Genomic DNA, 26,485 nt, shown 5'->3' with positions numbered 1-26,485 from the left:
ACAGTTGTTGGAATGAAGATCAATGCCACAAAATAACATGACGTCCTCCTCGATAAAGTTCGGATTCGTACCGTGACTTTATTCCTCGGCTCGGCCGAAGGGAGGACGGCTAGATGATTATCAATTCATCGAGCAAACGAACAATTTCTTGTAAATTCATACTTCGCTCAGTTTGATTTTAGTAGGTAGAGCGTGCTGCCACTGACTGCTCTTGGCCGGAGTTCGCCGATGCTCTTAGGATAACATCTTGCCGTTTTGAAAGATGCGTTAATTGTCACCATATGGAAGAGAGGCAAAGAAAAATTGAACTTTCTTTCTGGGCTTCAGTCCAATGCACTCAGACCCGAGAAATTGATCCAATTCAATTGATGGCGAGCACTTCCGGAACCGTACCGGCGAACAAGAGCTCGCTTGAGGGACCGCCGAGGGACATTTCGTGTCCCTGGGGTGGATCGTCATAGAGTATTCGATTCCGGCAAGCCCGGAATAATCAGAAAACCCGCTTTCTCCTAGGAGGAAGCGGGTTTTTTGTTGTCCTTAAAGTCTTAGCACGTTACAGATCTACGGCGATTGAGGGACACTATGCCACCTCAGCCGAGATTCTCGACTTGTTATTTTCTGGTTGGAGTTTGGAATTGCACTAGATATTCCATGAGGGTGGACGTATCGATATTTCTGAATTTTCCATCCAGCAGGTCCGACAGCCAGGCTTCCTGCACGTTCATCTGCTCTGCAGCTTGCTGTTGCGTGAGCCCTTGACTGTCTATTGCTTGCTGGATCTGATGTACAAGTCCGGCCTTGACCAGCATTTCCTCCGCGTTTGGATAGCCTAGGTCTGCGTAGACATTCCCAGTGCCTATTTCAATGGGGACCCCGTTGACGAAGATTTTGTTCATGCCCAGTCACTCCTTTCTCGCGCTGCTGCGATCATTAAGCGGGTCTTGATAAGATCGATTTGCCGCTGGGTGTTGTGATACCTTTGTTTGACTTCTTTTGGAAGCAGTGTAGTACATAAACCGCGTTGACAAAGCGTACTGTGTACACAGCTCGGTACGCATTGCCGAGATGGATATCGACGACCTCAAGCACGCCCGCGCCGCCGAAACCAGTCAGTGGTTTTGCTCTATGGTGCTTGTCTCCCTTTTGTGCCAGCAGTAGCGCATAGCCAAAAAAGTCCTGCACAGCCTCTGGCATGGCTTTCCAGTCTTTTTTCGCCGATCCGATCCAATGCAATGGCTTAAGCTCTGACATGGTGTTGTCCAGATATAGATAAGTTGAACTAGTGCAGAATACGGCGGTTGGTCCAAGATATCGATCAGGCACAGATACGCTTTGATACTGAGCAGGTAAGATAGGTTTATCTCGCAGCGCTCAAGCTTAATGCTTGTGCTGGTGGTGAATGTCCGGGTAGTGCTTGTGCGAGTGTTTGAGTGGTGCGTGGTGGTGGGGATGGGTGTGTGGCTCTGAGCCATCCCATTCGAACTCATGATTGTGCTGATGGTGGGCGTCGTGGCTGTGGGTGTGGTTGTGGCCCAGCGGTTCGTGCTCGTGTTCGTGCTCGTGGCTTTCTGTGAGGTGGAGCCAGATGCCGGCGGCCATTAGTGCTGCGGCTAGCCAGAACATCAGTGCGGGCTGTTCGCCTAGCATCAGCAGCGACAGTGCGGCGCCGACGAATGGGGCGGCGGAGAAGTAGGCGCCAGTGCGCGCTGTGCCCAAGTGGCGCAGGGCTAGCACGAACATCACCAGACTCAATCCGTAGCCGCAGAAGCCGATCAGGCCTGCGGTGATGGCGGTTGATGCCGCCGGCAATGAAGCACCCAGCGTGAACGCAATCACCAGGTTGACGCTACCGGCCACTAATCCTTTGACGCAAGCGATTTGCACCGCATCGCTGGCTGATACCTTGCGCGTCAGGTTGTTGTCGATGCCCCAGCACAGGCAGGCGCCGATGATGGCTAGTGCGCCGAGTGGCAGTCCCCGCGCCGCCGCCTGATCCCACGACAGCAGCACGCCCGCCAGCACAATCAACAGCATGCCGATGAAGATGCGGCGGTCGAAGTTTTCCTTGAAGACGAACCACGCCAGCATCGATGTCAGCACACCTTCCATATTCAACAGCAGCGAGGCGGAAGACGCGGGTGTGCTTGCCAAGCCCAGCATCAATAGCACCGGACCGGCCACGCCGCCTGCTGCAATCGCACCGCCAAGCCATGGCAAGTCTTTACGCGTCAGTCCTGCTTCGGCGTCACCTGATCGTGCGAACCGGCGTGCGAGGTAGAGCATCAGCAAGCCCAATCCGCTGCCCATATAAAGCAAGCCTGCCAAAACCACCGGCTCGACGTGATCGAGCAGCGATTTCGCAAACGGCGTGCTGGCGCCGAACAAGGCGGCAGCCAGCAGCGCGTAGACAACTCCCTGATGGAGTCCGGCGCTGCGATTGGAAGTTTGATTCATTCTGTTGAACGCCAGCGGTAGATCGATGAGGTGAAATGGCATTATATAGATTCAGGAGCGCAGCTCCCTCCTGCCAATCTACACGCGCACAGGCTGTCGCTATTTTTTTAACCGCTCTGTCAGCGGCCACAGGATTATGGTCGCCGCCACGGCGATGGCGCTTCCCAGCAGGTTGTTTTCCATCCGTATCACTGCGTAGCTATAGTCGATGGCCGGCATCGCGTAGTCGGCCACCAGCACAAACGACGGCGTGAGGAAGGCCACGAACACGCTGTAACCCACTGGCCGCAAGGCCATCGTCAAGCCGATCAGCGGAAACACGGCCAGTGCTATCGTCAGCGGCGTTTGCGCCAGTTCGCCGATGGCCACTGCAATCAGCGTACCGACCACCGTGCCCAGCGCGCGCTCAACGCTGCGCGGCAGGGTGCCGGCGGCCGATGGCTGGAGGATTAGCAGCACGGCCATCGTCGCCCAGTAACCGCAAGGTAGCTGCAGCAAATGTACGGTCAGATAAGCGGCGGTAGTGGCGATGCCGAGGCGCAGTGCGAAGTGCACACCGTCGCTCGACAGCGATGCATGATCGCGCAACTGGCGCAGGGCGTCACGCGCCGTTTGCGCTGCCGCTTCGTGCCAGCGATTGTGCAGCTGCTCAGGCGCGAATGGACGGAGCTGCCATAGCACCATGCTGAGCGCCGCCGCGAACAGGCAGCCCAGCAAATACAGGCCAAGATAGGCCATCCCGTTTGCACCGCCGGTCGATGGATGATCGACCATCACTACGCAAGCCGTCGCCGCCAGGATGGCCACTTGATACGGCTGCTCGCCCCAGACACGCGCCAGCCCGGCCACTGTGACGAAGGCGAACAGGGTGAGTGCAGCGGCGGCGAAACCAAAACTGGCGGCGTAGATGGTCAGGCCGCCGCCCAGCGTGGACAGCACGGCAAACGACAGCATCGACGCCAGCTGGCTGCGCGCGGTCTGCGGCGCGGTCGCCAGCGAAGTCCAGAACGCGCCTATCGCGGCCCACGAGAAATCCGGCGCATGCAGCACGCAGCCCACCAGCAGCATGATGGCGGAGGCGGAAGCTGCGCGTATGCCGTCCATCAGGTTGGCTTTGGCAGCGGCGGTAGTGAGCATGGATTTGAGCATGATGACTACAGCTTAAAAGAGCACCGCCCATGAATCCAATATTTCGTGATAGTCTCTTCAAGACGAAAAAGATATCGCAACGCGCTTCTGTAACGTATTTTGAGATGAAAGGATGTCGATGGAATTTCGCCAGCTACGATATTTTTTGGCGGTGGCCGAGCACCTGCACTTCACGGTAGCGGCGGAGCGGCTAGGAATTGCACAGCCGCCCCTGAGTCAGCAGATCATCAAGCTGGAACGGGAGATCGGCACCAAGCTATTCATCCGCCATCCGCGCCGGGTGGAGCTGACTGAGGCCGGTATGATCTTCCGCGAACGCGCCCAGCGCGTGCTGGACGACGCTAACGACGCGCTGGAACACGTGAAGATGGCAGCCCGCGGTGAGAGCGGCAACCTGTCGATCGGCTTTGCTGGTTCGACGGTGTTTCATCCGACCGTGGCGCGGCTGCTGCGCCGCTTCCGCGAAGAGTACCCGGGTGTGAAAATCCGCACCGAGGAAAGCAATAGTGTGGCGCTGCTTGGCAAGTTGGCCGACGCGCAGGTCGATTGCGCGATGGTGCGCCTGCCGCTCGATTGCGGCGAGATGAAGGTCACGCCGCTGGTGCAGGAGAAGATGATCGCGGTGCTGCCGAGCGGCCATGCACTGGGGCGCCGCCGCAATATCGACTTGAAGCAGCTGGCCGCCGATCCTTTCATTTTGTACCCGCGCGCGATCAATCCCGAGCTACACGACGCCATCATCAGCGCCTGCCGCACGGCTGGTTTTTCGCCGCGCATCGAGATGGAGTCGCCGCAGATTTCGTCGGGCGTGAATATGGCGGCGGCGGGCTTCGGCGTAGCCATCATTCCTGAATCGATCGCGCAGTTCCGCGCCGAGGGCGTGACCTACCAGGTCATTAGTAATAAAGACCTTGGCACCGCCATCGCCCTGGTCACCCGCCCGCGCGACAAATCCGTGACCGTGAATAACTTCACCGAACTGGTGCGCCAGTTCCACCGGCGCTGATTTAGCCAGCAGTGCCGCCCAGCCTATGCTTGAGCAAGAGACGCTGGCCAAGAAAAAAGTGCTGCCCGATTACGCCTTCATGGAAAACAAATACCTGAATGACGCGCGCGACCAGCGCGGCAGCCGCACCTGGTTCGACTGGTCGGCGACAAGTAAGCGCGCTATGATCGCGGCATGAAGAAGAAATTGCTTGCCCTTGCCGCTGTCGCGCTGATTTTTGCTGCACTCAACCTGGTGCCTCGTTCCGCCCAGTCCGGGCCGCAGCGGGCGCCGCTGCAGGCGCTGGTCGGCGACGCCAGCTGCGTGCAGCCGCAATGGCCTGCCGAGGCGCGCCGCTATGAAATCGAAGGCGCCACCACTCTCCGTTTTGAAATTGGCATGGACGGCGCGGTGCAGAATGCTGCCATCACCCGTAGCAGCGGCTGGCAGATCCTGGATGAGGCCGCGCTCCACAGCATCGCGCAATGCCGCTTCCAGCCCAAGCTGCCGGCCGCACGCGACGGCACGGTGTTCCCGTTGCAATATGTGTGGAAGTTTGATGATGCGCCTGCAGCGCATCCGCTGCTGGTGGCGGGCAGCTGCCAGCCATCGGAGCGCTTTGCCGCTTTCCGCGAGGCTGATCCGCGTCCGAGCGGCAAGGACGGCATCTTGCTGCGCTTCCTGCTCACGCCCGAGGGCGTACCGGCGCGCATCGTGGCCGAGGCCGCCGGCCAGCCGCCGGAACTGGCACAACAGGCCGCAGCCTATCTGCAGAGTTGCCGCTTCGCCTATGACCCAAACAACAAGGCCGAACACACGGATACCGCGTTTGGCCGGGTGGTGCTGCGATAAGTTAGACCGTGGCGCTGAGCTGCGCGCGCTTCTCCAGCGCATTGCGCACCGCTGCCAGGATACGTTCAAGGTTGGCCGGCTTGACCACGTGCTCATCGAAGCCAGTGGCAATCACGCGCCGCTGGGTCACCACGTCGCCCCAGGCGGTGAAGGCGATCAGCGCTACTTGGTCGAAATCCGGTACGGCGCGCAAGGCTTCCGCCACCTGATACCCATCCATCCCCGGCATGCCGAGGTCGAGCAGGATGGCGTGCGGCTGGAAGGTGCGCGCGGTCTCCAGGCTGGACATGCCGGAATACGCCACGGCGGTTTGATACCCCTGGAGTTCTAGTAGTTCGGCGGAAATGTCGGCCGCGTCGGTGTTGTCGTCGACAACAAGAATACGTGTGTTGATGGTCTGGTCCATAATGTTGAACGAATGAGTAACGTTACGTTCGGCTGGGTCCAGGCCGGCGAAAAGGGACGCGGCGTTAGTAGGGCGCGTCAGGCAATTATAGTTGCATTTCAGACGCTTGCTTGAAGAAATCTGTATCTGTCTCCAAATTGCCTACAGACACTAATCGAAAGGAATTGATAATGAGCACCAATACTGAAAAAGCCATCCTGGCCGGCGGCTGTTTTTGGGGCATGCAAGATTTGATCCGCAAGATGCCGGGCGTGCAGCGCACGCGCGTCGGCTACAGTGGTGGCGACGTGCCGAATGCCACCTACCGCAACCACGGCACCCACGCCGAAGCGATCGAAATTATTTACGATCCGGCAGTGTTGAGCTACCGCAAGATCCTGGAATTTTTCTTCCAGATCCACGATCCGAGCACCCCTAACCGCCAAGGCAATGACCTCGGCACAAGCTATCGTTCTGCAATCTACTACGTTGATGACCAGCAGAAAGAGACGGCCAAGGACACTATTGCCGACGTGAATGCTTCTGGCTTGTGGCCGGGCAAGGTGGCGACCGAGCTGGCCCCGGCCGGTCCGTTCTGGGAGGCGGAACCGGAGCACCAGGATTACCTCGAACGCATACCCAACGGCTACACCTGCCATTATGTGCGTCCGGACTGGGTCTTGCCGAAGCGGTAAAAACCTTTCATAAACAGCAGCTTATGACGCGGAAGGTATTCGGAAGGTAAGTTCGGCGCGACAAGTCTAGAGTGAAGTCCTGTTTTACTTCTTCACGTTAGGAATGCCATGAGCCAGTTATTTGCCGCCGTTTATGAAATCGCCAGCGCCACCATCGGCCGCCCGTCTTTGCGCCTGAACCTGGTGGTCAACCGCGACACCGCCGGCGTGGTCGGCACGGCCGCGCTGGCCACCGTTACCGGGGAAACCCACGAAATGCCGGTGCGCGGCCAGCATCTGGAAATCGATAGCGACGAACCGCTGGAAGCCATCGTACTGGCCGGCACGCCGCCGGCATTTTCCATACTGGACGAGGCGCCGGCCTCGTTCCAGATGCTGATGGTGCTGCCGAGTGCGTGGAAAGAAGGGCAGGCTTGTTACAAGATGAGCATCGGCAAGATATTTCCCCGTGTCATCGATATTCGCGACGGCAAGGCCCGTGCCGTGCTGCCGGCGGCGGTGTATTAATCCTGTACACTGGGGGCCAGACCAGCCCGATGTGAAAAGGATAGTGAGACGATGAGTCAAACACATGCCACGCCGCCGACGGAAATCAATGACTCATGGCGTGGCTGGATTGCTGAAAACCTGATACTGGGCGGTCAACCGCAGGCGTTGCTTGGCGTCATGATTCAATCGGGTATCGCCGAGCACAGTGCGCGCGTGGAGCTGGAGGCGGCCATGCGCAGTCCCTACCTGCGCGGTGCGGTGCGGATGCACAACCGCGTGGCCAAGCGTGACTGGGTGCTGGGCATTCAATCACGCCTCAATAAGCTGGCATTGTTCGAGGTGCCGCGACGTGCGCGCCTGTCCGGCGACGACTTCCTCAATGAGTATTATCGCCGCAACCAGCCGGTCATCATCACCGGCATGCTGGATGATTGCGCGGCGCGCAGCAAGTGGACTTTCGACTACCTGTCCGCGCAGCTGGGCGAGCGTGAAGTGGAAGTGCAGTTCGGCCGCGACGCCGATCCCCATTATGAAATGAATAGCGTGCAGCACCGGCGCCGCATGCCGTTCGGCGACTACGTGGCGCTGGTGCGCGACGCCGGCGTCACCAACGATTTCTACATGACCGCCAATAACGACGGTCACAATCGCGAAGCGCTGCGCGAGTTGATGAGCGACCTGCCGCCGCTCACCGAGTATCTGCAAGAAGGCAGCAGCGGCTTTTTCTGGTTTGGCCCGGCCGGCACCATCACGCCGTTCCATCATGACTTGACCAATAACTTCATGATCCAGGTGGCAGGCCGCAAACGCCTGCGCCTGATCGCGCCGTGCGATACGCCCAAGCTGTATAATCAGCGTCATTGCTACACGCCGGTCGATGGCCGCGACATCGACCTTGAACGCTTCCCGCTGATGGCTGATGTGCGGGTCATCGACTGCGTGCTGGAACCAGGCGAAATCCTGTTCCTGCCGGTGGGCTGGTGGCACTTCGTCGAGGCGCTGGATGTCACCATCACCATCTCCACCACCCACTTCAGGTGGGACAACGACTTTTACACCTGGTATCCGGCCAATCAGGATTTCTGAAGCTGCTGCACCGCTGCGCGTGCGGCGGCGTTGAGTTCCGCCAGATCGAGGCCGGGGATGGCGTCATGTTCCGCCACCACACGGCCCGCCACCAGCAGCGCGCGCAGCGACGGCCGGCCGCCGCTGGCTACCGGTGCGATGGCGATATCGTGCAGTCCGAAGTAGCGTGGATCATCCAGCTTGTAGATCGCAATATCTGCAGCCTTGCCGACTTCCAGCGTACCGACAGCGTCCATGCCCAGCACCGCTGCGCCACCTGCCGTGCCCCAGCGGACCACGTCTTCGATGCGAGCCGCGTCTGCACCGCCTTCGGTGTTGCCGCCATTGGCGCGGCTGCGTGCCAGCTCACCGCGCCGCGCGCGCTGCATCAGCCATGCGGCGTGCGTTTCCGAGATCATGTCGGCGGCTTCGTTGGAGGCTGCGCCATCTACGCCGATCGAAACCGGTACGCCGGCCGCTTCCAGCGCGGGAATGTCGGCGATGCCGCTGCCCAGGCGTCCGTTACTTTGCGGGCAGTGGGCGATGCCGGTGCCGGTTGCACCCAGTTGACCGATTTCGTCGCGGTCCAGCTTTACCAGGTGCGCGAACCAGACGTCAGGCCCCAGCCATTCATATTCCCCGCAGAAGGCGACCGGCGAGCGGTCGTATTTTTCGCGCGCGGAGTTTTGATATTCCACCGTCTCCGACAAGTGGCTGTGCAGGCGGATGCCGAGGCGGCGTGCCTCGCGCGCGCAGGTGCGCAGCTCTTCCGGCGACATGGAGTACAACGGTGTGGTCGGCGCCATCACTACGCGCCGCATGGCGTCCGGTGCGGCTTGGTGATAGCGCTGGGTGAGGCGTTCGCAATCGGCAAGGAAGTGGTCCAGCGATTCGGGACGCAATGCCTGCGGCAATTCGCTTTCCAGCTGGCGCGTGCGGGTGGCGCCGCCACGGCACAGTACAAAACGCAGGCCGAGTTTTTCCGCTTCCTCGAACAGGATGGCGGAGCCGTCGTACGGCATGCCGGGGTAGTACAGGTAGTTGTGATCAGCCACCGTGCCGCAGCCGCTGCGCAGCAACTCCACCAGCCCGATACGCGCAGCCAGCCGGAAGCTGTGTTCATCGAAGGCGGCACGGAAGCGGTAGGGCGTGGCGGCCAGCCACGGCGTCAGCGTCAGGTCCAGGCCTTGCGGCTCGCCCTTGAGCAGCGATTGAAACAAGTGATGGTGGGTGTTGACCCACGCTGGATAAACCACGCAATCGCGCGCATCGATAATGCGCTCGCCGGGTTGTGGCGCCAGTGTGCCCATCGCCGCGATGACGCCATCGGTGATGCGGATGTCCGGGCCTGCATGGCGTTCGCCTGCGCCGCGCGCGCCGGTCATGATGGCGCTCGCGTTGCGGATCAGGATAGATTCTTGGGTCATGCCAATTCACTTTCGTGCCAGTGCGACAAAGTCAGGCGTGTCACCATCGCCATCACGCCGAACAGCGCCACGCCGCTGAGCGTAATTAAAAAGAGTGCGGCAAACAGCCGTGGGATATTCAGCGCAAAACCGGCCTGCAAAATCTGGTAGGCCAGTCCCGCGCCGGTGCCGCCGGTGCCGGCCACGAATTCTGCCACCACGGCGCCGATCAGCGCCAGTCCGCAAGAGATGCGCAAGCCGCCGAAGAAGTAGGGCAGCGCGCTTGGGATGCGCAAGCGGCGCAGCGTGTCCCATTTGCTGGCGTGGTTGATGCGGAACAGGTTGAGCAAGCCGGGATTCACGCTGCGCAGGCCCAGTACCGTGTTGGAGATGATGGGGAATACCGCCACCATCGTCGCGCAAATCACCAGCGCCATAGTGGGATCCTTGACCCAGATGATGATCAGCGGCGCAATCGCTACTACCGGCGTTACCTGCAGCAGAATGGCATATGGCAGCAGGCTCGCTTCAATCACGCGGCTTTGCACGAACAGGAAGGCGGCCGCGCAGCCGACCACGATGGCCAGCGCAAACGCCATCAGCGTGATGCGCAGCGTCACCCATAACGAATCGGACAGCAGCGACCAGTCTTCGATCAGCGCGCGCGTGACGGCGCTGGGCGCGGGCACCAGGTAGTCCGGCACGGCGAACGCCATGCATACCGCCTGCCAGATGCCGAGCAGGATGACGCCAACCGCCAGCGGCGCGGTCACGCGCTGCACGGCGGGACGGGAGAGGAGGGGAGGATTCATGCGGCGTTCCTTTCGTGCTCGGTGTTCGCTTGCGTCAGCAGCGAGGAGAGTTCTGCGCAGTGACGCATGAAGGCTGGCGAGACGCGGAATGCGTCGTCGCGCAGATCGGGGCCGTCGATGGCCACGTCCGCGATCACGCGACCGGGTCGCGCTGCCATCACGATTACGCGGCTAGACAGGTAGACCGCCTCGTAGATGCTGTGGGTGACGAAGAGCACTGTCAGCCCGCGTTCGGCCCACAGATTGCGCAGGTCGGTATCGAGCTTGTTGCGAGTGAATTCGTCCAGCGCGCCGAATGGTTCGTCCATCAGCAGCAGGTCTGGATTGGTGGCCAGCGCACGGGCGATGGAGACGCGCATCTGCATGCCGCCCGACAGTTCGCGTGGATACGCAGCGCCGAACTTTTCCAGCCCCACCAGTTTCAGCGCGCGCGCCACGCGCTCATCGGCTTCGGCACGATCCAGCTTTGCCAGGTCCAGCGGCAGGCGTGCATTGTCGGTCACGCGTGCCCACGGCATCAGCGTCGCTTCCTGGAACACCATCGCCAGCTTGCGGCCTTCGGCGCGGCGGATATGGCCGGCCGACGGCTGCTCCAGTCCCGCGAATAGTTTGAGAAGAGTGCTCTTGCCGCAGCCGGATGGCCCCAGCAGCGAGACGAATTCGCCGGGCTGTATGCCCAGCTTCACGCTCTCCAGCGCGAGGGTGCCGTTGGGGTAGGTCTTCTCTACCTGATTGGCGTACAACTCGGGCAGCATGGCGGCCATGGTTTTCTCCTTTAAGGCAGCACGCGCAGGTCTTTGACGAACTGCGTGGTGTAGGCTTTCTTCCAGTCGACGTCCGCTTTTAGCAGGCCGGCGCCGACCATGAAGTCGCGGGTCTTTTGCCAGCGCGCGTCGCTCATGGTGCCGATGCCCTGCGTGGCGGCGTCGCCGCTGCTGATCATGCGGTATTCCTTGAGCTTTTCCACGCCCCATGCCAGCTGGTCGTCCTGCATAGTGGGATTATCTTTTTTGATCAGCGCATTGCCCGGTGCTGGATTTTCGAGGTAGCTCTTCCAACCTTCCATTGAAGCTTTGACGAAGCGTGCCACCAGTTCCGGCTTCTCTTTCACGGTCTTCTGCATGGCGACGATGGTAGTGCCATATGGCGGATAGCCGTCGTCGGCGAACAGGAAGAAGCGCGTCTTCACGCCGCCTTTATTGGCCGAGAAAACTTCCGACGATGCGTAGGCCTGCTGCGCTGAGCGTGGATCGGCAAAGAAGGGCTGCAGGTTGAAGGTGTAGACGCGCGACTGCTCTTCACTCAGCTGGTATTTATTCTTCAGCCACGGCCACCACGTGGTGCGGCCGGAGGTGGAGACCAGCACGGTGCGCGATTTCAAATCGGCCAGGCTCTTGACGTCATCGTGCGTCATCATGCCTTGCAGTTCGCTCTGGAAGCTGGCGGCGACGGTGGTAATCGGTACGCCGGTTTCCACGCTCTTCAGCACTTGCAGGTCGTAGCCCATCAGGAAGTCGGCCTGTCCGCTGCTGAGGATTTGCACGCCATTGACTTGCGGGCCGCCCATGCGGATGGTCACATCGAGTCCGTACTTCTTGTAGATGCCGGTGGCGACGGCTTGATAAAAGCCGCCATGTTCGGCTTGTGCGTACCACGAGGTGAGGAAGGTGACTTTATCGGCGGCCAGCGCAGGAACGCTTAGGCAGAGACTGAGGCAGAGAGTGAGCAATCGCATGATGGTCTTCTTATAGAGAGCGTTGATAACGCGCCCGCAATCGCACCTTCATGAAGAATAAAGCGTCTCCTGAAGATGCGCACTGGCGCAGCTTCAAGAGCAATTTCCCGGCTACGGCGGACCGCAGGTGAACGCTTATACTCTTAGCCTTGTGTGATGCAAATCCTGTGCCACGGTTTTTGCCCAGTTTTTTGCACATACGTGGCACGCGTCGCGCACCACCTTGATGCGCACTGCGACGAAAATGGTGCGCACGCGCCGCGAATGTGCGCTTTTTTGCTGGCCTGTTATTTGCATCTTCAAGCTGCGAGAGTATAAGCGTTCAGCCGGCGCCCGCCGGCAGGGAATTGCTCTTGAATCCAACATCCATTCAAGAGGAACGCTTATGTACGCACTCAATGAGTTGAACAAAGAAACCCGTATGGGTACGCTCGGCACCGAGACCGGCAAGCGCGAAATTCGCCGCATCGATCTCTCTGACTTCAACCACCGCAAGGCGCAAATCGCCGACGAGCTGTGGGCCGCGTCGGTGGACGTGGGCTTTTTTCAGGTGCGCAATCACGGCATCGATCTGTCCAAAGTACGTGCCGCTTTTGCCGCTGCCGAAGCTTTCTTCGCGCTGCCGGATGCGGTGAAGGCGCAGTACCCGCTGCGCAAAGCCGACAACGCCGGCTGGGAGAGCAAGGCGCAAGTGCGGCCGTCGACCGGCACGGCGGATCAAAAGGAGTCCTACCAGATCACGCGTCCGCACATGGACGTGCTGTGGCCGAGCGAAGAGGAGCTGCCGGGCTTTAAACAAACCATGCTGGAATTTGAAGCGCAGTGCTGGCAGGTCGGCATGCGTCTGCTGTCCTGCTTTGCCGACAAGCTGGGATTCGACAGCGACTTTTTCACGCAGGCGCACGATCCTCAGCAGGCCAGCTATCAAAGCACCTTGCGGCTGCTGCATTACTACGCCATCGATCCGTCGATGAAAGACAAGCTGGATCTGTGGCGCGCCGGTGCGCACACCGATTTCGATTGTCTGACTTTACTATTCCAGCAGAAGAACCAGAGCGGCTTGCAAGTCTGCCCCGGCAAGGAGATGGATGCGCAGGAGTGGACCAGCATCGAGCCGGCCGATGATGTCATCACCTGCAATATCGGCGATATGCTGATGCGCTGGAGCGACGACCAGTTGCCGTCCAATTTCCATCGCGTGAAGAACCCGCTGCCGCATGAGTACCAAGGGCCGCGTTACAGCCTGGCGTTCTTCTGCCAGGCTAATCGCGATGTGATGATTGAAGGGCCGGGCAAGAAGTACCCGGCCATCAGTGCAGAGGCTTATTTGAAGCAGCGCGTGAACGCCAACTTCAAAGCCTATTGATAATTAATAGCTGCTCAGCGGCGAAGGCTGGCCGGCTTTGAAGGTGAAGATGGTCACTGGCGATTGCTTCATATCGCCTTTGGCGTCAAACGCATAAGTACCGGCCACGCCTTGGTAGGAACCGGCGCTGATGATCGCTTGCACTTTCTGCACGTCGATCGAATTCGCTTTCTGCATCGCTTGTGCGTACATCATCACAGCGTCGTAGTAGGCGGCCGCGTACACGTCGGCTTCCTGCTTGAAGCGGGCCTTGAACTTGGCCTTGAAAGCAGGACCGGCCGATGCCTTGTCCAGGATGGCGCCGCCCTGCGAGCACAGGACGTTGTCGCCAACGGCGTCGCCACCCAGCTTGCCCATTTCTGCGGTGCAGATGGTGTCGCCGCCCAGCAGCTTGGCGTTGATGCCCAGTTGTTTCATCTGGCGTGCCATCGGTGCGGCTTGTGGTGCATAGCCGCCGAAGAAGATGGCTTCCACCTTCTTGGTTTTCAGCTTGGTCAGGATGGAGGTGAAGTCGAACGCTTTATCGTTGGTGAACTCGTGGCCGGCCACGGTCATGCCGGCGGCCTTGGCCTGCTTCTTGAACTCTTCTGCCACGCCCTGGCCGAAGGCGGTACGGTCGTCGATGACGGCGACGTTTTTAAGTTTCAGCTCATTGGCCGCGTACAGCGCCATCTTGGAGCCCAGCTGGGTGTCGCTGGCGTTCACGCGGTACAAGCCTTTGTAGCCTTGCTGCGTCAGTTTCGGATTGGTGGCGACGGTGGCGATCAATGCGCCGGCGTCGTTATAGGCGCGCGAGGCAGGAATTGCCACGCCCGAGTTATACGGGCCGACCACGTAGCGTACGCCGTTGTCGATCAGCTTCTGGGCGGCGGCGACACCGGCTTTCGGGTCGCCCTGGTCGTCTTCCGACAGCAGTTCGAATTTCAGCTTTTTGCCGGCCACGGTAATCGGCTTGGCGTTCAGTTCTTCCACCGCCAGGCGCGCGCCGCTTTCGTTGTCCTTGCCCGAGAAGGACTGGGAGCCGGACAGCGGGCCGCTATGGCCGATTTTGACGACGGTGTCTTGCGCTTGGGCGCCGAAGGCGGCCAGCAGGGCCAATGCGGCGGCGGTATGCTTCAATTTCATGCGATCTCCTGATTCGAACTACGGTTTTTTGATGATGCGGTGATTATCGCCAAAATCGCAGAATATTATCGTGCGTGTTGGGGGCGGGTGCTCAAAATTTAATTCGGCGTGCGCTGTCGGATGCGGGCCAGCGCAGCGTTGATACGGTCGATGATGCCATCGTCCTTGTTGCGGGCGATGGCAAAAAATACACCACCGTCAGTGGTTAGTGGCTTGGGCAGCACGCTGTAGCCGGCATCGGCGGCGGCGCCGATGGTGCGCAGGCGCGGCTCCATGAAGGCATTGATTTCGATCTCGATGTCGCGCGGGCTTTGCTGGCTGGGTTGAAACAGCAGCACGGCGTCAACCCGCTTGAGCATCAGCCGTGTGAGCCGGGTGCTGCGCGAGGCGATATCTTCATCGGTGCGGAAAATTTTGGCGGCGCGTGCGCGTTCCACTTCTTCGCCGTAGTTATAGCCGCGCACCATGCCGATGGATTTGCCGCGCAGGTCCTCAATGCTGTTAAAGCGGAAGGTGGCATCGCTGCGGGTGACGATCCATAGCTTGTTGTAGGCGGCGACGTCGGAGTAGTGCAGGGCGTGCAGGCGGTCGGCGTTTTTTGGCAAGCCGAGGATCAGGCCTGCACCGTCGATGGCGTAGCGCTCGGCGCGCGCCCACGGGTACATGCGCAGTTCGAACACCACACCCAGTTCGCGTTCGATGGCGTCCAGTAGTTTGCGCTTGAGCGGCGCCAGCGGTTTGGGCTTGCCTTGTTCATCCAGCGTGTCGCCGATGATCAGGGGGATGGTGGCCGGGCCGGCCACTGCGCGCGGCGCCGGCGCGCCACAAAGCAAGGCGGCGAACAGGAAGCCCGTGAGTGAGGCGCGCGATAGCGGCATGGAAGTTGGCATTTCCCGATTATTGCAGAAAATGCCGGACGCGCTGAAAAACCAGTTTCACATCCGGATGTTCGCGTCAGAGACTGCCGCGCTGCGCCCGTTGCCCGGCATTCGCTGCATTGCGGTCGATACGGCACGCGGGCGGTGATGTTACGGTGCGCTGCCGATGGTGCGGGTGGCGGCAGTAGCAGTCACGGCGCCTACCGGTGGGATGAGAGTATTGGCGGCTACTCCGGCGCGGGTATGGACGCCCGCCACATCGTTGATGTTATATGCCGCGATGGCAGCGGCCAACGCCGGATTGGCGCGCAGTGGATCGGTCGGCGCTTGTGCTGCAGTCTGTGCGGCCACTGTTTGCGCGGCGTTGACGCGTTCCGCTGTCGCTTGCGCAGCAGCAGCTTGCTGGGCGGCGCTGGCGGCAGCATTGGCTTGCTGTGCTGCGCTGGCGGCAGCAGCATTGGCGGCAGCGAGGTTGCCGGCGGTGGTTTGCGCCGCTGCGGCCTGCTGGGCGGCTACTGCATTAGCGGCAGTCATGGCTGCCGCTGTCGTCGCATCGGCCTGCACCGCGCGCGCCTGCGCGAGAGCTGCGGCGGCTGCGGCATTTTGGGTCACCAGCGCATCGGCGGCATGTTGCGCTGCTTGCGCTTGCGCTGCCGCAGCGCTGGCTGAGGCATTGGCAGCAGCCAGCTGCGCGGCAGCGTTTTGCGCAATGCCGGCTTGCGCCCCAGGCTGCGTTGCATTCGCTGTTTGCATTTGCGTGCCGGTTTGCTTTGGATTGACGAGAGGGGATGCAGTTTGCGGCGAGGTGGCAGCCGGCCGTTCGAGTGCCGCGCGCTGGGCGGCAAGGCGGTCGGCGCCGGTGTCGGGCAGCGCTGTGCGGGCCAGCGTTTCTATTTCGGCGCGCGCCAGGTCGAGTCGCGCATTGGCTGCCACATCTTGCGGTGATAGCGCCGACACAGGCGCCGATGCCAGCGCTTGCACTTGCGCGCTGCCGGCCGCGCTCAATTGCTCGGCAAGCGCAGTCGCCTGCTGGCGGAAGGTTGCCAGCGTTTGCTGCAGGGTGGACGTGGCGCCGGTTTCATCGCGATTGAACGCCGCGCGCAGCACCTCCTGGTCGAGCGACAAACCGCCAGTAGAATCGGATAGCAATGGCGGCTGCAGCGTCACGCCTACCCGTGCCAGTTGTGCGTCCGTTCCCTGCTGCTGCAGGCCTTGTACCAGATTGTTGACCAGCGACGCTTGCAGCGCCTGCCCTTGGTCAAAGTCCGTCGATGGCAGCCGGTTGAAGGCATCGACTACGTTTTGCGTCGCCGTATTCACCAGCCCCGCGCGGTCGCCGTTGGACGGCAATTGCGCCAGTTGCTCCTGCGATTGCGTTACCGTCAGCAGGAAGCTAGCCACCGGCGATAGATCAACCGTCACCGAAGCTGGCGCCTCGGTAGCCGAACCGACCGTATTCACGTTGGCGCTATTGGTACTGTTGACCGGCTGCGCGGGCGCAGTCTGGGTCAAGGAAGAGATAGGGAACATGACGTCCTCCCGAAAAGACTGGATATCAGGCCGAGCATGCGCCGCCGCACCTTGCGCGTCCGTGTGCCAGTTCACATAGCGGGTCATTTTGTGCTTGGTTAGCTTCCGCACCGTCAGGTGCGTCCGATCAGCTTATCGTAGTCGCTCCTACCCTGCACACACAACGAGAGGATCTCATCATGGAAAACAGCATCGACAGCAAAATCAATCAAGCCCGCGACGGCGTTACCCAAATCGGCAAAGATCTGCGTAGCGATGCCCACGCCACCATCGACAAGGTTGCTGAGCAGGTGCCGCCGGCCACCGACCGCCTGGCCACCAAGGCGCACAATGGCGTCGACAAAGTGGCCGATACTGTGGAAAGCACCTCCGACCGTTTGGCAGCGCGCGGCAAGCAATTGGCTACCAGCGCAAAAAATCTGACTGAGTCGAGCCGCAATCACGTTCGAGCCAGCCCAGTGATTTCCGTGCTGGTGGCTGCGGCTGCGGGCTATGGCCTGTCCAAACTGCTGGGCTCACGCAGCAGCAAATGATATAACCATCAGTAAAAAATCGCGACACCTCTGCTACACCGTTGTAAAAATATCTATCCCATTGAAGTGTTCAACTCTGGCGAGCATAGTGATATGCTCGTCATACCGCTTTTTTCCCTTCACCTGACGCATGGACGTTTACGCCCCTCAAGTCTGGCAGCCGCACGAGCGACCGACCTTGCCGGGATCGCCGTCTAATCCCCATCATGCGTTCGAAAAGCGTGTCGCCTTTTTAGTAGTCGGTTTTATCGTGGCGATTACCGGCGGCTTGGGGAATGCGCTGGTGTCGGTCAACCTGCCATACCTGCAAGGATCGCTGGGCGTGTACTCGGCCGAGATCCAGTGGCTGCCGGCCGCCTATGTGATGGCCAACGTCTCCATGAACCTGTTGCTGGTCAAATTCCGCCAGCAGTATGGCTTGCGCTTGTTCACCGAATTATTCCTGCTGGTGTATGCGGCAGCCACCGTAGCCCACTTGTTCGTGCACGGACTGGGATCAGCCATCGCGGTACGCGCAGCGCACGGCATGAGCGGCGCGGCGCTGACCACGCTGGGCCTCTACTACACGCTGCAGGCTTTCCCGGCTGAGCATCGCCTCAAGGGCGTAGTGTTGGGGATCGGTTTCTCGCAACTGGCCACGCCGATGGCGCGTTTGTTCTCGTCGGAGCTGATGGAATTTGGCGAGTGGCGTGGCCTGTACTTCTTCGAACTGGGATTGGCGCTGCTGTCGCTGGCCTGCGTGCTGTTCCTCAAACTGCCGCCGGGTGACCGCATCAAGGCATTCGAGAAAATGGACTTCGTCACCTTCGGCCTGTTCGCGCCCGGTGTGGCGCTGCTGTCGGCAGTGCTGGCGCTGGGCCGCACGGTGTGGTGGCTGGAGTCACGTTGGCTGGGTTACAGTTTGGTCGGCGCCATCGTGTTGATTACAGCGGCGCTGGCGGTGGAGCACAATCGCGCGCGCCCGTTACTGAACACGCGCTGGTTGACCAACGCGAATATCGCGCGGCTGGCGATATCGGTGCTGCTGATCCGCGTGGTGCAGTCGGAGGCTAGCGGCACGGTGGGCTTCTTGCAGACGCTGGGTTTGAACAATGACCAGATGCTGGAACTGTGGTGGATCGTGATGGTCGGCGCAGTGGCTGGCATGGTAGTCAGTGCGCTGATTATGACGCCGGCGCGCATCCAGCCGCAGATGATTTTTTCGCTGGCGGTGATGGCGGCGGGTGCGTATATGGATTCCGATGCGACCAATCTCACGGGGCCTTCCGATTTGTACGTCTCGCAGTTCCTGCTCGGTTTTGGCGGTGCGATGTTTGTGGGGCCGACTTTCGTCTCTGGCTTTGGCGCGGTGATTGCGGCGCCGAATAACCTGGTAAGTTTCTCGGTCATGTTCAGCATCACGCAAACGCTGGGCAGCTTGCTTGGCACTGCGCTGACCGGAACCTTCCAGGTGTGGCGCGAGAAGTACCACTCCAGCATCCTGGTCGATCATCTTACTTTGCTTGATCCGTTGGTGGCTGCGCGTATTCAGTCGCGCGGCCTTGCTTCGCTGAGTGGCGTGGCCACGCGTGAGGCCAATATCCTCGCCTACAACGATGTCTTCCTCGCGATTACCGTGCTGGCGCTGCTGACGATGTTTTGGCTGCTGGCACGCCACCTTTGGACTGTGTGCGTGGTATGCCAGGCCAAGCCTGCGCACAATGCGCAGACAGGCCTGGCGAATGTCTCTCTCAATAACTCTGGATCCCGTTGAATAACATGGATAAAAATACGCCAGACAATGCATCTTCTTCCGAAACCCGCGTGGCGGCGGTGGCCGCAGCGGCGGCAGCGGCTGCGGTAGCGGCAGCTGCGCCTACCGCACCTGCGCCGGACCGGCGCTCGCAGATCATCTCGGCGATTGTGTTTTCGCTAGTGGCGCTGGTTGGTGTGCTAATCGTGCTGTATGCGTGGCGGTTGCCGCCGTTCAGCAGCGCCGTGGTGTCGACTGAGAATGCGCTGGTGCGCGGACAGGTGACCTTGATTGGTACGCAGCTGCCGGGCTATGTGGTGGATGTGAAGGTGCAGGACTTCCAGTACGTGAAGCAGGGCGAGTTGCTGGCGCAGATCGACGACCGCACTTACCAGCAGCGTTATGCGCAGGCGGTGGCACAGTTGGCAGCGCAGAAGGCGGCGCTGGATAATTGGGCGCAGTCGCATCGCACGGCGGAAGCGGGCGTGCTGTTGAACGAGGCCGCGCTGGCGAATGCGGAGGCGCAGGCGTCGAAATCGGTGGCGGATCTGAAGCGCGTCGATTCGCTGGCGGCGGATGGTTCGCTGTCCTTGCGCGAGCAGGATTCGTCCAAGGCGGCGAAGGCGCAGACGGTGGCTGCGGTGTCGCAGGCGCGTGCCAGTCTTGAAATCGCAAAGCAGCAGGTGCGTTCGGTGGCGGTGAACAAGCAGTCGCTGGAGGCGGCAGTGGCGGCGGCGGATGCGGCACTCAAGGCAGCCAAGGTGGATCTGGATAACACGCGCATCGTTGCGCCGGAAGATGGTCAGCTGGGGCAAGTCACGGTGCGCAAGGGCGCCTATGTGAACACCGGCGCGCAGCTCATGGGATTGGTGCCCAAGCAGCTGTGGGTGATCGCCAATCTCAAAGAGACGCAGATGAATAATGTGCAGGTTGGGCAGCCTGCCACGTTCAAGGTTGATGCGCTGGATGGTGCGCAGCTGACCGGCGTGGTGGAGCGGATTTCGCCCGCCACCGGTTCGGAGTTCAGCGTGCTGCCGGCGGATAACGCGACCGGCAATTATGTGAAGATCGCGCAGCGCATTCCGGTGCGGATCCGGATCGACCAAGGGCAGGCCAAGGCGCGCCGTCTCGCACCGGGTATGTCGGTGATCGTCAGCATCGACACCTCGGTGCAGGTGCGCGAGACTAGCGAGCCGCAGACTGTCGCCGGAGCGAAGCCATGATGCGGCGGGAGGCGTCGGCGCTTGCGCTGGCGGGCTTGCTGGCCGGATGCGCGGCGACCGTGGCGCCGCCGCCTGCTTCGACTTTACAGCCGCCGCCGGCCTGGCGCAGCGCATTGGAAGGGCAGGGCAACGGGCCGGTGGCGCGCGAGTGGTGGCAGGGCTTTGGCGATCCAGCGCTGACAGCGCTGGTTGCCAAGGCGCTGGAGAACAACGGCGACCTGCGCATCGCGCGTGCGCGCGTGGTGCAGTATCGCGCGCTGGTCGGCGTAACCGCGGCAGGCCAGAAGGCCAACGTCATCGTCGATAGCGCGCCAACGCGCACGCGTCAATTGGCCTACAACGGCGTGCCGTACGTGACCAATGTCTACCAAGCCGAATTCCAGGCCAGCTATGAAGTCGACGTGTGGGGACGCCTCGCTGCGCTGACCGACGCCGCCACTGCCACTTATCAATCCGAACAAGCCAATGCCGATGCGGCTGCGCTGTCGATCGCCGCCACCGTGGCATCGGGCTACCTCAACCTGCGCGGCCTGGATGCGCAGCTGGCGCTGACCGAAGCCACGCTCAAATTGCGCGAGGAATCCGCACGGCTGGCCAAGAAGCAGTTTGAAGTCGGCTACAGCTCGCGGCTCGAATGGCTGCAAGCGCAAGCCGAATACCAGACCACCGCCGAACAGGTGCCGCAGCTGAAGCGCTCCATCTTCGAACAGGAGAATGCGCTCTCCATCCTCACCGGCGGCAACCCTGGCCCGATCGCGCGCGGCATCGAACTGGCGCAGCTGGAACCGCCGTCCGTACCTGCAGGCCTGCCGTCCGAACTACTGCGCCGCCGTCCCGACATCGCGCGCGCCGAGTACAACCTGATCGCCATCAACGCCAACCTGCAAGCGACGCGCGACCAGTTGCTGCCGTCTTTCAAATTAACGGCGGTGGGCGGTGTGCAAAACCTGAAGTGGCATGACTTCGTGAACGCGCCGACCGCGCTGTGGCGACTCACCGGCGCAGTGGCCGCACCCGTGTTCGAGGGCGATCGCGTACAGTATCAAACCGACGCCGTAGCGGCGCAGCGCGATCAAACCTTTTATGCGTATGAGAATGCGGTGCGCACCGCGTTTGCAGAAACCGACAACAGCCTCGGGGCCATTGTGCGCTTGAAAGAGCAAGCCATCCAGAACGACGCGCGCCGCGCCACCGCAGCCGAAACGCTGCGCATCGCGCACAACCGCTACAACAACGGCTACGCTTCGTATCTGGAAGAGCTGGACGCCCAGCGTACGCTGTACAACGCGGACGTGGGGCGCTTGCAATTGAAGACGCGGATACTGGTGGCCTCAGTGGACCTGTACCGCGTCATGGGTGGCGGCTGGACTAAGCCTTGACCGGGATGCAGAGTTCCGACTCGAACACGCCGGTGGCAGGATCCATCGCGTAGTCGGCTGGGTAACGTTCGAAGCATGCGCCGGCATCGGCTTTGCCCTCGGCGTGCAGCTGGCCGAAGAATTCCCCCCACGCCGCCGGCACCTGATCGCCGGTGCCCTTGAACGAATACACGGCGTAACGGCCGGCCGGAATTACTGCTTCCTTGGCCGGTGGCTGCACCGCGTAGCCGGCCGCCACTTCGACGCAAGCGTCGTAGCGGCTTTCGCTGGCTGGCGTGGTGCTTGGATCATCCTGCGCCACGCCGTAGGTCACTTTGCCGGCCAGGCTGAAAGCCTTCTGCCACGGCGTGAATACCTCTTTCCAGAAGTCGCCGATGGCAGCGCCGAATGGACCTTTGTAGCGCAGATAAGCGACGCGGACTTCAGGCAGTTCTTTTATTTCGTACTTCATGCAAGTCTCCTTGTTTGGCCGCCGGTTCGCGGCGCACTTTGCGCACCATACGCTTCAACCAGTGTTCGAGATCGTCGACATAGGTGAACACCGCAGGCACCACCAGCAAACTTAAAAGCGTTGAGGTGATCAAACCGCCAATTACGGTGATCGCCATCGGCGAACGGAAGCTCGGGTCGGCGCCCCAGCCCAAGGCCAGCGGCATCATGCCCGCGCCCATCGCGATGGTGGTCATCAGGATTGGACGGCTACGTTTGTGGCAGGCATCGACCAGCGCTTCGAAACGCCCCATGCCCGCCTGCCGCGCAAGAATAGCATAGTCAACTAACAAGATTGAATTTTTTGTCACGATCCCCATCAGCATAATCAGGCCGATCATGGATGGCATGGACAGCGCGCTGTGCGTGATCAGCAGCGCCACAAATGCGCCGCCAATCGACAGCGGCAGCGCCGCCAGAATCGTCGCCGGCTGCATGAAGTCCTTGAACAGCAGGACCAGCACGCAGTAGATGCACAACACGCCGATCAGCATGGCGATGCCGAAGCTGGCGAACAGCGACGCCATTTCCTGCGTGTCGCCCAGTTCCGCGATCTTCACCGACGGCGGCAGGTTTTTCAGCGACGGCAGTGCGCGTGCTTCGGTATTGACTTCACCCAGCGTACGTTTGCCCAGCTCCACTTCCAGCGTGACGTTGCGGCTGCGGTTCAGGCGATTGATTTGCGCCGGGCCGCTTTCCATCGTGATGTCGGCCACGGTGGCCAGCAGTACCGGGCCGTTCTTGCCTGGCACGGTGAGGCGGCCGATGGCGTCAAGGTCGGCGCGCACGGCGTCCGGCAGCTTGACGCGGATCGGCACCTGGCGCTCCGGCAGGTTCATTTTGGTCAGGTCGGTGTCGTAGTCGCCGGCGGTGGCGACGCGTACGGTCTGGCCGATGGAAGCTGCAGTCACGCCGAGGTCCGCCGCTTTGGCGAAGTCCGGTTTGACGATGATTTCAGGACGCACCAGCGATGCGGTCGAGCGCACATTGCCCACGCCTTTCAGCGTGCGCAGTTCACGTTCGGCTTTTTGCGCCGCTTCCTTCAGTGCCACCGGATCTTCGGAGCGCAGCACCAGCTGCATCTTGACGCCGTTGTCCGGTGGGCCGACTTTGAAGCGGGCGCCGGGAATGGCGTCCAGCTTGTGGCGGATCTCGGCTTCGATGTCGGCCATCGATTCCTTGCGCTCGGTGCGGTGCGCGGTAGTCAGCGTCAGGACGGCGCTGCGTGCTTCGGCGGCTGCGCCGGGAGCGAAGGAGTCGCCGCTGGAGCCGCCGCCAATGGAGCTGAATACTGACTTCACTAATTTCACTTCCATCGCAGCCTGGCGCGCACGCTCGGCGACGACGCGGGTTTCAGCCAGCGTGGAACCCGGCGGCAGTTCGAGGTTGATCTGCGTTTGCGCGCGGTCGGCGGCCGGCACGAAGCCGGTCGGCAGCAGGCCGGTAAGCATGATGGAGCAGACGAAGAAGGCGCCCGCTGCGCATGCGGTCACAAGGCGATGGCTCAGGCACCACTTCATCACGCGCATGTAGCGCGTCATCAGCCAGCCGTCTTGTTCTTCCTTGTGGATGGCAGGTTTCAGCAGGTAGGCCGCCATCATCGGCGTCAGCAAACGCGCGACCACCAGCGATGCCAGCACCGCGATCACGGCGGTCCAGCCGAACTGCTTGAAGAACAGGCCCGGAATGCCGCTCATGAAGGCAGTCGGCAGGAACACCGCGACCAGCGCGAAGGTGGTAGCGATCACCGCCATGCCGATTTCGTCGGCCGCTTCCATTGCTGCTTCCATTGGGGTTTTACCCATGCGCAGGTGGCGTTCGATGTTTTCGATTTCAACGATGGCGTCGTCCACCAGCACGCCAACCACCAGGGCTAGCGACAGCAGGGTGACGGTGTTCAGCGTGTAGCCGAACAGGTAGATGCCGAGGAAGGCCGGCATGACCGACAGCGGCAACGCGGCCGCAGCGACCAGCGTGGCGCGCCAGTCGCGCAGGAACCACCATACCACCAGCACGGCGAGGATGGCGCCTTCGTACAACAGCTCCATCGAGCCTTTGAAGTTTTCTTCCACCGGACGGGCGTTGTCGATGACCTGCTTCAGCTCCACCTTCGGGTTATTTTTTTGCAGTTCGGCGATGGCGTCACGCGCGCCTTTGGCGACCTCGGTTTCGCTGGCGCCTTTGGTGCGGAAGATTTCAAAGCCGATGACTGGCTTGCCGTTTTGCAGCGCGAGGGCGCGCGGTTCGGAGACGGTGTCGCTCACGTTGGCCACTTGGTCGAGTCGCACGCGGCGGCCGTCCGGCAGCGGCAGGTCAATGGCGGCCAGTTCGGCTGCGGTCTTGACGGTGGCGATGGTGCGTACCGATTGCTCGGCGCCGCTGACGTCACCACGTCCGCCTGGTGCTTCTTTTTGCACGAGGTGCAGCTGGCGTGACACGTCCAGCGCGGAGACGCGCAGTGCGGCCATACGGGCGTCGTCCAGCTCTACGCGGATTTCGCGGTATACGCCGCCCACGCGTTTGACTGCGCCGACGCCGCGCACGGCCAGCAGGCGCTTGGCAACGGTGTTGTCGACGAACCAGCTGATCTCCTGGTTGTCCATTTTCTCGCCGTGGCCTTCGGCAGCGGATGCGGTGAAGGTTTGTACTACGCGGCCGGCAGTGGAGGCTTTGGTCACGCTTGGGTCGCGCAGTTCGGCCGGCATGTCGGCTTTGACGCGGGCGACGGCATCACGTACGTCGTTCACCGCGTCGGAGATATTCTTCTCGAGGATGAATTCAACGGTGGTGGTGGAGACGCCATCGAGCACGGTGGTGTAGATGTTTTTCACGCCTTGCAGGGTGGCCACCGAGTCTTCGATTTTGCGTGAGACTTCGGTTTCCAGCTGCGCAGGCGCGCTGCCGTCCAGCGTGGCGGTAACGGTGACGATGGGCAGTTCGATGTCCGGGAAGTCCTGCACCGGATTGGCTTTGTAGGCCATGAAGCCCGCCAGCGACAGCAGCACAAACAGCATGATCGCCGGTATGGGGTTTTTAATGGATAGCGCGGAGAAGTTCATGATGCTTCCTTATTTCGCTGCCAGGGTGTCGGCTACTACGCTGACCAGGTCACCGTCGTTGAGGAAGCCGGCGCCGCGCACGACGACTTGTGTCTCGGCGTTCAGGCCACCCAGCACTTCGATGCGGTCGCCGAGGCGGCGGCCTGGTTGCACTTTGATCTGGCTAACGTGTTTGTCGGCGTTGAGGCGGAATACGAAACTGAAGCCGTCGCGCACGACGATGGCTTGCTGCGGCACGGTCATGGCGGAGGAGGCACCCAGTTCAAATTGGCCGCTGGCGAACATGCCGGCTTTGAATGGCGCGTCTTTGCTGCCGGCGTTCTGCGGCAGGTCGACGTAGACCAGCGCGGAGCGGGTTTGCGGATCGACGGTGGGCGCGATCATGCGCACTTTGCCGGTGACTTCGCTGCCGTTGGCGGCTTTGACGATGGCGCTGACGCCGGGCTTCAGGTTGCGCAGGTCGGCGGCGACGACTTCGGCGCGCCATTCAAGGCGGCCCTGGCGGATCATGCGGAACAGTTCCGTGCCGGGATTGGAGACTGCGCCGACGGTGGCGCTGCGGGCGGAAATGACGCCGCTGTCCGGTGCGACCACTTTGGTGTATTTCAGGCGCAGTTGCTGGCTCGCCAGCGCGGCTTTGGCGGAGGCGATGCGGGCGTTGGCGGTTTGTTCGGCGGTGTTGTATTGGCTGATTTGCTGCGCGCTCAATGCGCCGGAATTTTGCAGCGTACGGGCGCGGGCTGCGTTGGCGGCTGCGTCGGCAGCGTTGGCTTCGGCTTCGTGTACGGCGGCTTGGGCTTGGGCCAGATCGGCGTTGACGGTTTCTGCGGAGAAGACAGCCAGCACGTCGCCGGCTTTGACGACGTCGCCGACGTTGACGCGCACTTCGGTCAGGCGCAGGCCGTTGGATTCGCTACTCACGCTGGCTTCCTGCCATGCTGCCACGTTGCCGTTGGCGGCCAGTTTGATCGGCAGGCTGGCGCTGGATGGCTTGGTGGTGGTGACGGTGAGGGCGGCTTTCGGCACATCCGGTTTTTTCTCATCGGCCGCTTGCGTGGCCGGGGCGTAGGCGGCGATGCCGGCGGCGGCTACTGCAAAAGCGGCTGCCAAAATGTAGGCGACTGGTTTGAGTTTGGTTTTCATA

At 61.3% G+C, this 26,485-nt stretch carries 26 protein-coding genes and 1 pseudogene; 12 read left to right on the top strand and 15 right to left on the bottom strand.

What is annotated here, in order from left to right:
* Positions 1-611: 611 nt before the first annotated feature.
* From GTP46_RS16275 to GTP46_RS16260, 4 genes and pseudogenes are all read right to left on the bottom strand, one after another.
* Positions 612-896: a helix-turn-helix domain-containing protein gene (locus GTP46_RS16275; protein ID WP_161007678.1), complete on the bottom strand. Its 285-nt coding sequence runs from the start codon at positions 894-896 to the stop codon at positions 612-614.
* A pseudogene (locus GTP46_RS16270) lies at positions 893-1,251 on the bottom strand (type II toxin-antitoxin system RelE/ParE family toxin). Before GTP46_RS16270 ends, GTP46_RS16275 begins: the two are co-directional and overlap by 4 nt.
* 126 nt (positions 1,252-1,377) lie before the next feature.
* Positions 1,378-2,454, bottom strand: a complete 1,077-nt coding sequence (locus GTP46_RS16265) for a DMT family transporter (RefSeq protein WP_161007676.1) — start codon at positions 2,452-2,454, stop codon at positions 1,378-1,380.
* Positions 2,455-2,553: 99 nt separating this feature from the next.
* Positions 2,554-3,603 (bottom strand): FUSC family protein, encoded by a 1,050-nt coding sequence (locus GTP46_RS16260; protein ID WP_161007675.1) that lies wholly within the window; start codon positions 3,601-3,603, stop codon positions 2,554-2,556.
* A 112-nt stretch (positions 3,604-3,715) separates the two neighbouring features.
* Between GTP46_RS16260 and GTP46_RS16255 the strand changes: the two genes are divergently transcribed.
* The 3 genes from GTP46_RS16255 to GTP46_RS16245 are packed head-to-tail and all read left to right on the top strand — an operon-like array spanning position 3,716 to position 5,440.
* Entirely contained in the window at positions 3,716-4,609 is an 894-nt protein-coding gene (locus GTP46_RS16255) for a LysR family transcriptional regulator (RefSeq protein WP_371869677.1), read from the top strand.
* Positions 4,610-4,634: 25 nt separating this feature from the next.
* Positions 4,635-4,787 carry a hypothetical protein gene (locus tag GTP46_RS16250; protein WP_161007674.1) on the top strand — a complete coding sequence of 51 codons (153 nt, stop codon included), beginning with the start codon at positions 4,635-4,637 and terminating at the stop codon, positions 4,785-4,787.
* Positions 4,784-5,440, top strand: coding sequence for an energy transducer TonB (locus GTP46_RS16245; RefSeq protein WP_161007673.1), 657 nt, complete (start codon positions 4,784-4,786; stop codon positions 5,438-5,440). The genes GTP46_RS16250 and GTP46_RS16245 overlap by 4 nt, the downstream gene beginning before the upstream one ends.
* A 1-nt stretch (position 5,441) precedes the next feature.
* Here the strand turns inward: GTP46_RS16245 and GTP46_RS16240 are convergent, their stop codons facing one another.
* On the bottom strand, positions 5,442-5,846 hold the full coding sequence (locus GTP46_RS16240; protein WP_161007672.1) for a response regulator: 405 nt from the start codon (positions 5,844-5,846) through the stop codon (positions 5,442-5,444).
* Between the two features lie 170 nt (positions 5,847-6,016).
* Here GTP46_RS16240 and msrA point away from each other — a divergent pair, with 170 nt between their 5' ends.
* The 3 genes from msrA (at position 6,017) to GTP46_RS16225 (ending at position 8,095) form a co-directional block, all read left to right on the top strand.
* Positions 6,017-6,520 carry a peptide-methionine (S)-S-oxide reductase MsrA gene (msrA, locus tag GTP46_RS16235; RefSeq protein ID WP_161007671.1) on the top strand — a complete coding sequence of 168 codons (504 nt, stop codon included), beginning with the start codon at positions 6,017-6,019 and terminating at the stop codon, positions 6,518-6,520.
* Between the two features lie 108 nt (positions 6,521-6,628).
* Positions 6,629-7,027, top strand: a complete 399-nt coding sequence (locus tag GTP46_RS16230; protein WP_161007670.1) for a DUF1842 domain-containing protein — start codon at positions 6,629-6,631, stop codon at positions 7,025-7,027.
* A 51-nt stretch (positions 7,028-7,078) separates the two neighbouring features.
* The gene (locus GTP46_RS16225) at positions 7,079-8,095 is read left to right on the top strand and encodes a cupin-like domain-containing protein (protein WP_161007669.1); all 1,017 of its coding nucleotides are present in this window, start codon (positions 7,079-7,081) and stop codon (positions 8,093-8,095) included.
* On the opposite strand, the gene GTP46_RS16220 is transcribed toward GTP46_RS16225, so the two are convergent.
* Genes GTP46_RS16220 through GTP46_RS16205 form a run of 4 tightly spaced genes read right to left on the bottom strand, consistent with a single transcriptional unit; the run spans position 8,083 to position 12,027 of the window.
* A complete protein-coding gene (locus tag GTP46_RS16220) occupies positions 8,083-9,501 on the bottom strand; it encodes an amidohydrolase family protein (RefSeq protein WP_161007668.1) in 1,419 nt (472 codons plus the stop codon). The genes GTP46_RS16225 and GTP46_RS16220 overlap by 13 nt on opposite strands.
* Entirely contained in the window at positions 9,498-10,292 is a 795-nt protein-coding gene (locus GTP46_RS16215) for an ABC transporter permease (RefSeq protein ID WP_161007667.1), read from the bottom strand. The genes GTP46_RS16220 and GTP46_RS16215 overlap by 4 nt, the downstream gene beginning before the upstream one ends.
* Positions 10,289-11,056: an ABC transporter ATP-binding protein gene (locus tag GTP46_RS16210; protein WP_161007666.1), complete on the bottom strand. Its 768-nt coding sequence runs from the start codon at positions 11,054-11,056 to the stop codon at positions 10,289-10,291. The genes GTP46_RS16215 and GTP46_RS16210 overlap by 4 nt, the downstream gene beginning before the upstream one ends.
* Positions 11,057-11,067: 11 nt before the next feature.
* Positions 11,068-12,027: an ABC transporter substrate-binding protein gene (locus GTP46_RS16205; RefSeq protein WP_161007665.1), complete on the bottom strand. Its 960-nt coding sequence runs from the start codon at positions 12,025-12,027 to the stop codon at positions 11,068-11,070.
* Positions 12,028-12,412: 385 nt separating this feature from the next.
* Here GTP46_RS16205 and GTP46_RS16200 point away from each other — a divergent pair, with 385 nt between their 5' ends.
* Positions 12,413-13,393, top strand: coding sequence for an isopenicillin N synthase family dioxygenase (locus GTP46_RS16200; protein WP_161007664.1), 981 nt, complete (start codon positions 12,413-12,415; stop codon positions 13,391-13,393).
* Between the two features lie 3 nt (positions 13,394-13,396).
* Here the strand turns inward: GTP46_RS16200 and GTP46_RS16195 are convergent, their stop codons facing one another.
* Positions 13,397-14,518, bottom strand: a complete 1,122-nt coding sequence (locus GTP46_RS16195; protein WP_161007663.1) for a branched-chain amino acid ABC transporter substrate-binding protein — start codon at positions 14,516-14,518, stop codon at positions 13,397-13,399.
* Between the two features lie 98 nt (positions 14,519-14,616).
* A complete protein-coding gene (locus GTP46_RS16190; protein ID WP_229258973.1) occupies positions 14,617-15,408 on the bottom strand; it encodes a substrate-binding periplasmic protein in 792 nt (263 codons plus the stop codon).
* On the opposite strand from GTP46_RS16190, the gene GTP46_RS16185 reads away from it, so the two are divergent.
* On the top strand, positions 15,395-15,544 hold the full coding sequence (locus GTP46_RS16185; protein ID WP_161007662.1) for a hypothetical protein: 150 nt from the start codon (positions 15,395-15,397) through the stop codon (positions 15,542-15,544). The genes GTP46_RS16190 and GTP46_RS16185 overlap by 14 nt on opposite strands.
* Positions 15,545-15,546: 2 nt before the next feature.
* Here GTP46_RS16185 and GTP46_RS16180 read toward each other — a convergent pair whose 3' ends face one another.
* Positions 15,547-16,926 (bottom strand): hypothetical protein, encoded by a 1,380-nt coding sequence (locus GTP46_RS16180; protein ID WP_161007661.1) that lies wholly within the window; start codon positions 16,924-16,926, stop codon positions 15,547-15,549.
* 179 nt (positions 16,927-17,105) lie between these two features.
* Between GTP46_RS16180 and GTP46_RS16175 the strand changes: the two genes are divergently transcribed.
* From GTP46_RS16175 to GTP46_RS16160, 4 genes are all read left to right on the top strand, one after another.
* Positions 17,106-17,459 carry a hypothetical protein gene (locus GTP46_RS16175; RefSeq protein ID WP_161007660.1) on the top strand — a complete coding sequence of 118 codons (354 nt, stop codon included), beginning with the start codon at positions 17,106-17,108 and terminating at the stop codon, positions 17,457-17,459.
* A 130-nt stretch (positions 17,460-17,589) separates the two neighbouring features.
* Positions 17,590-19,212: an MFS transporter gene (locus GTP46_RS16170; RefSeq protein WP_161007659.1), complete on the top strand. Its 1,623-nt coding sequence runs from the start codon at positions 17,590-17,592 to the stop codon at positions 19,210-19,212.
* 5 nt (positions 19,213-19,217) lie between these two features.
* Positions 19,218-20,414 (top strand): HlyD family secretion protein, encoded by a 1,197-nt coding sequence (locus GTP46_RS16165; protein ID WP_161007658.1) that lies wholly within the window; start codon positions 19,218-19,220, stop codon positions 20,412-20,414.
* Positions 20,411-21,793, top strand: coding sequence for an efflux transporter outer membrane subunit (locus tag GTP46_RS16160; RefSeq protein WP_229258972.1), 1,383 nt, complete (start codon positions 20,411-20,413; stop codon positions 21,791-21,793). Before GTP46_RS16165 ends, GTP46_RS16160 begins: the two co-directional genes overlap by 4 nt.
* On the opposite strand, the gene GTP46_RS16155 is transcribed toward GTP46_RS16160, so the two are convergent.
* The 3 genes from GTP46_RS16155 to GTP46_RS16145 are packed head-to-tail and all read right to left on the bottom strand — an operon-like array spanning position 21,783 to position 26,484.
* A complete protein-coding gene (locus GTP46_RS16155; RefSeq protein ID WP_161007657.1) occupies positions 21,783-22,244 on the bottom strand; it encodes an AraC family transcriptional regulator in 462 nt (153 codons plus the stop codon). The two genes, GTP46_RS16160 and GTP46_RS16155, sit on opposite strands and share 11 nt — an antisense overlap.
* On the bottom strand, positions 22,216-25,341 hold the full coding sequence (locus tag GTP46_RS16150; protein WP_161007656.1) for an efflux RND transporter permease subunit: 3,126 nt from the start codon (positions 25,339-25,341) through the stop codon (positions 22,216-22,218). The genes GTP46_RS16155 and GTP46_RS16150 overlap by 29 nt, the downstream gene beginning before the upstream one ends.
* A 9-nt stretch (positions 25,342-25,350) precedes the next feature.
* Positions 25,351-26,484 carry an efflux RND transporter periplasmic adaptor subunit gene (locus tag GTP46_RS16145; RefSeq protein ID WP_161007655.1) on the bottom strand — a complete coding sequence of 378 codons (1,134 nt, stop codon included), beginning with the start codon at positions 26,482-26,484 and terminating at the stop codon, positions 25,351-25,353.
* Position 26,485: the final 1 nt, after the last annotated feature.

The sequence above is a fragment of the Duganella flavida genome (assembly GCF_009857445.1).
Classification (GTDB): Bacteria; Pseudomonadota; Gammaproteobacteria; order Burkholderiales; family Burkholderiaceae_D; genus Rugamonas; species Rugamonas flavida.
The sequence above is the reverse complement of the archived record's forward strand: the minus strand, read 5'-3'. Positions and strand labels throughout refer to the sequence as shown.

Bases quoted from the DNA above. Each gene is read 5' to 3' on its own strand.
- GTP46_RS16155 (WP_161007657.1), bottom strand. From the start codon at position 22,244: ATGAAGTACGAAATAAAAGAACTGCCTGAAGTCCGCGTCGCTTATCTG.
- GTP46_RS16200 (WP_161007664.1), top strand. From the start codon at position 12,413: ATGTACGCACTCAATGAGTTGAACAAAGAAACCCGTATGGGTACGCTC.
- GTP46_RS16145 (WP_161007655.1), bottom strand. From the start codon at position 26,484: ATGAAAACCAAACTCAAACCAGTCGCCTACATTTTGGCAGCCGCTTTT.
- GTP46_RS16215 (WP_161007667.1), bottom strand. From the start codon at position 10,292: ATGAATCCTCCCCTCCTCTCCCGTCCCGCCGTGCAGCGCGTGACCGCG.
- GTP46_RS16180 (WP_161007661.1), bottom strand. From the start codon at position 16,926: ATGTTCCCTATCTCTTCCTTGACCCAGACTGCGCCCGCGCAGCCGGTC.
- GTP46_RS16190 (WP_229258973.1), bottom strand. From the start codon at position 15,408: ATGCCAACTTCCATGCCGCTATCGCGCGCCTCACTCACGGGCTTCCTG.
- GTP46_RS16205 (WP_161007665.1), bottom strand. From the start codon at position 12,027: ATGCGATTGCTCACTCTCTGCCTCAGTCTCTGCCTAAGCGTTCCTGCG.
- GTP46_RS16230 (WP_161007670.1), top strand. From the start codon at position 6,629: ATGAGCCAGTTATTTGCCGCCGTTTATGAAATCGCCAGCGCCACCATC.
- GTP46_RS16165 (WP_161007658.1), top strand. From the start codon at position 19,218: ATGGATAAAAATACGCCAGACAATGCATCTTCTTCCGAAACCCGCGTG.
- msrA (WP_161007671.1), top strand. From the start codon at position 6,017: ATGAGCACCAATACTGAAAAAGCCATCCTGGCCGGCGGCTGTTTTTGG.
- GTP46_RS16150 (WP_161007656.1), bottom strand. From the start codon at position 25,341: ATGAACTTCTCCGCGCTATCCATTAAAAACCCCATACCGGCGATCATG.
- GTP46_RS16185 (WP_161007662.1), top strand. From the start codon at position 15,395: ATGGAAGTTGGCATTTCCCGATTATTGCAGAAAATGCCGGACGCGCTG.
- GTP46_RS16160 (WP_229258972.1), top strand. From the start codon at position 20,411: ATGATGCGGCGGGAGGCGTCGGCGCTTGCGCTGGCGGGCTTGCTGGCC.
- GTP46_RS16275 (WP_161007678.1), bottom strand. From the start codon at position 896: ATGAACAAAATCTTCGTCAACGGGGTCCCCATTGAAATAGGCACTGGG.
- GTP46_RS16260 (WP_161007675.1), bottom strand. From the start codon at position 3,603: ATGCTCAAATCCATGCTCACTACCGCCGCTGCCAAAGCCAACCTGATG.
- GTP46_RS16220 (WP_161007668.1), bottom strand. From the start codon at position 9,501: ATGACCCAAGAATCTATCCTGATCCGCAACGCGAGCGCCATCATGACC.
- GTP46_RS16250 (WP_161007674.1), top strand. From the start codon at position 4,635: ATGCTTGAGCAAGAGACGCTGGCCAAGAAAAAAGTGCTGCCCGATTAC.
- GTP46_RS16265 (WP_161007676.1), bottom strand. From the start codon at position 2,454: ATGAATCAAACTTCCAATCGCAGCGCCGGACTCCATCAGGGAGTTGTC.
- GTP46_RS16225 (WP_161007669.1), top strand. From the start codon at position 7,079: ATGAGTCAAACACATGCCACGCCGCCGACGGAAATCAATGACTCATGG.
- GTP46_RS16245 (WP_161007673.1), top strand. From the start codon at position 4,784: ATGAAGAAGAAATTGCTTGCCCTTGCCGCTGTCGCGCTGATTTTTGCT.
- GTP46_RS16170 (WP_161007659.1), top strand. From the start codon at position 17,590: ATGGACGTTTACGCCCCTCAAGTCTGGCAGCCGCACGAGCGACCGACC.
- GTP46_RS16210 (WP_161007666.1), bottom strand. From the start codon at position 11,056: ATGGCCGCCATGCTGCCCGAGTTGTACGCCAATCAGGTAGAGAAGACC.
- GTP46_RS16175 (WP_161007660.1), top strand. From the start codon at position 17,106: ATGGAAAACAGCATCGACAGCAAAATCAATCAAGCCCGCGACGGCGTT.
- GTP46_RS16255 (WP_371869677.1), top strand. From the start codon at position 3,716: ATGTCGATGGAATTTCGCCAGCTACGATATTTTTTGGCGGTGGCCGAG.
- GTP46_RS16195 (WP_161007663.1), bottom strand. From the start codon at position 14,518: ATGAAATTGAAGCATACCGCCGCCGCATTGGCCCTGCTGGCCGCCTTC.
- GTP46_RS16240 (WP_161007672.1), bottom strand. From the start codon at position 5,846: ATGGACCAGACCATCAACACACGTATTCTTGTTGTCGACGACAACACC.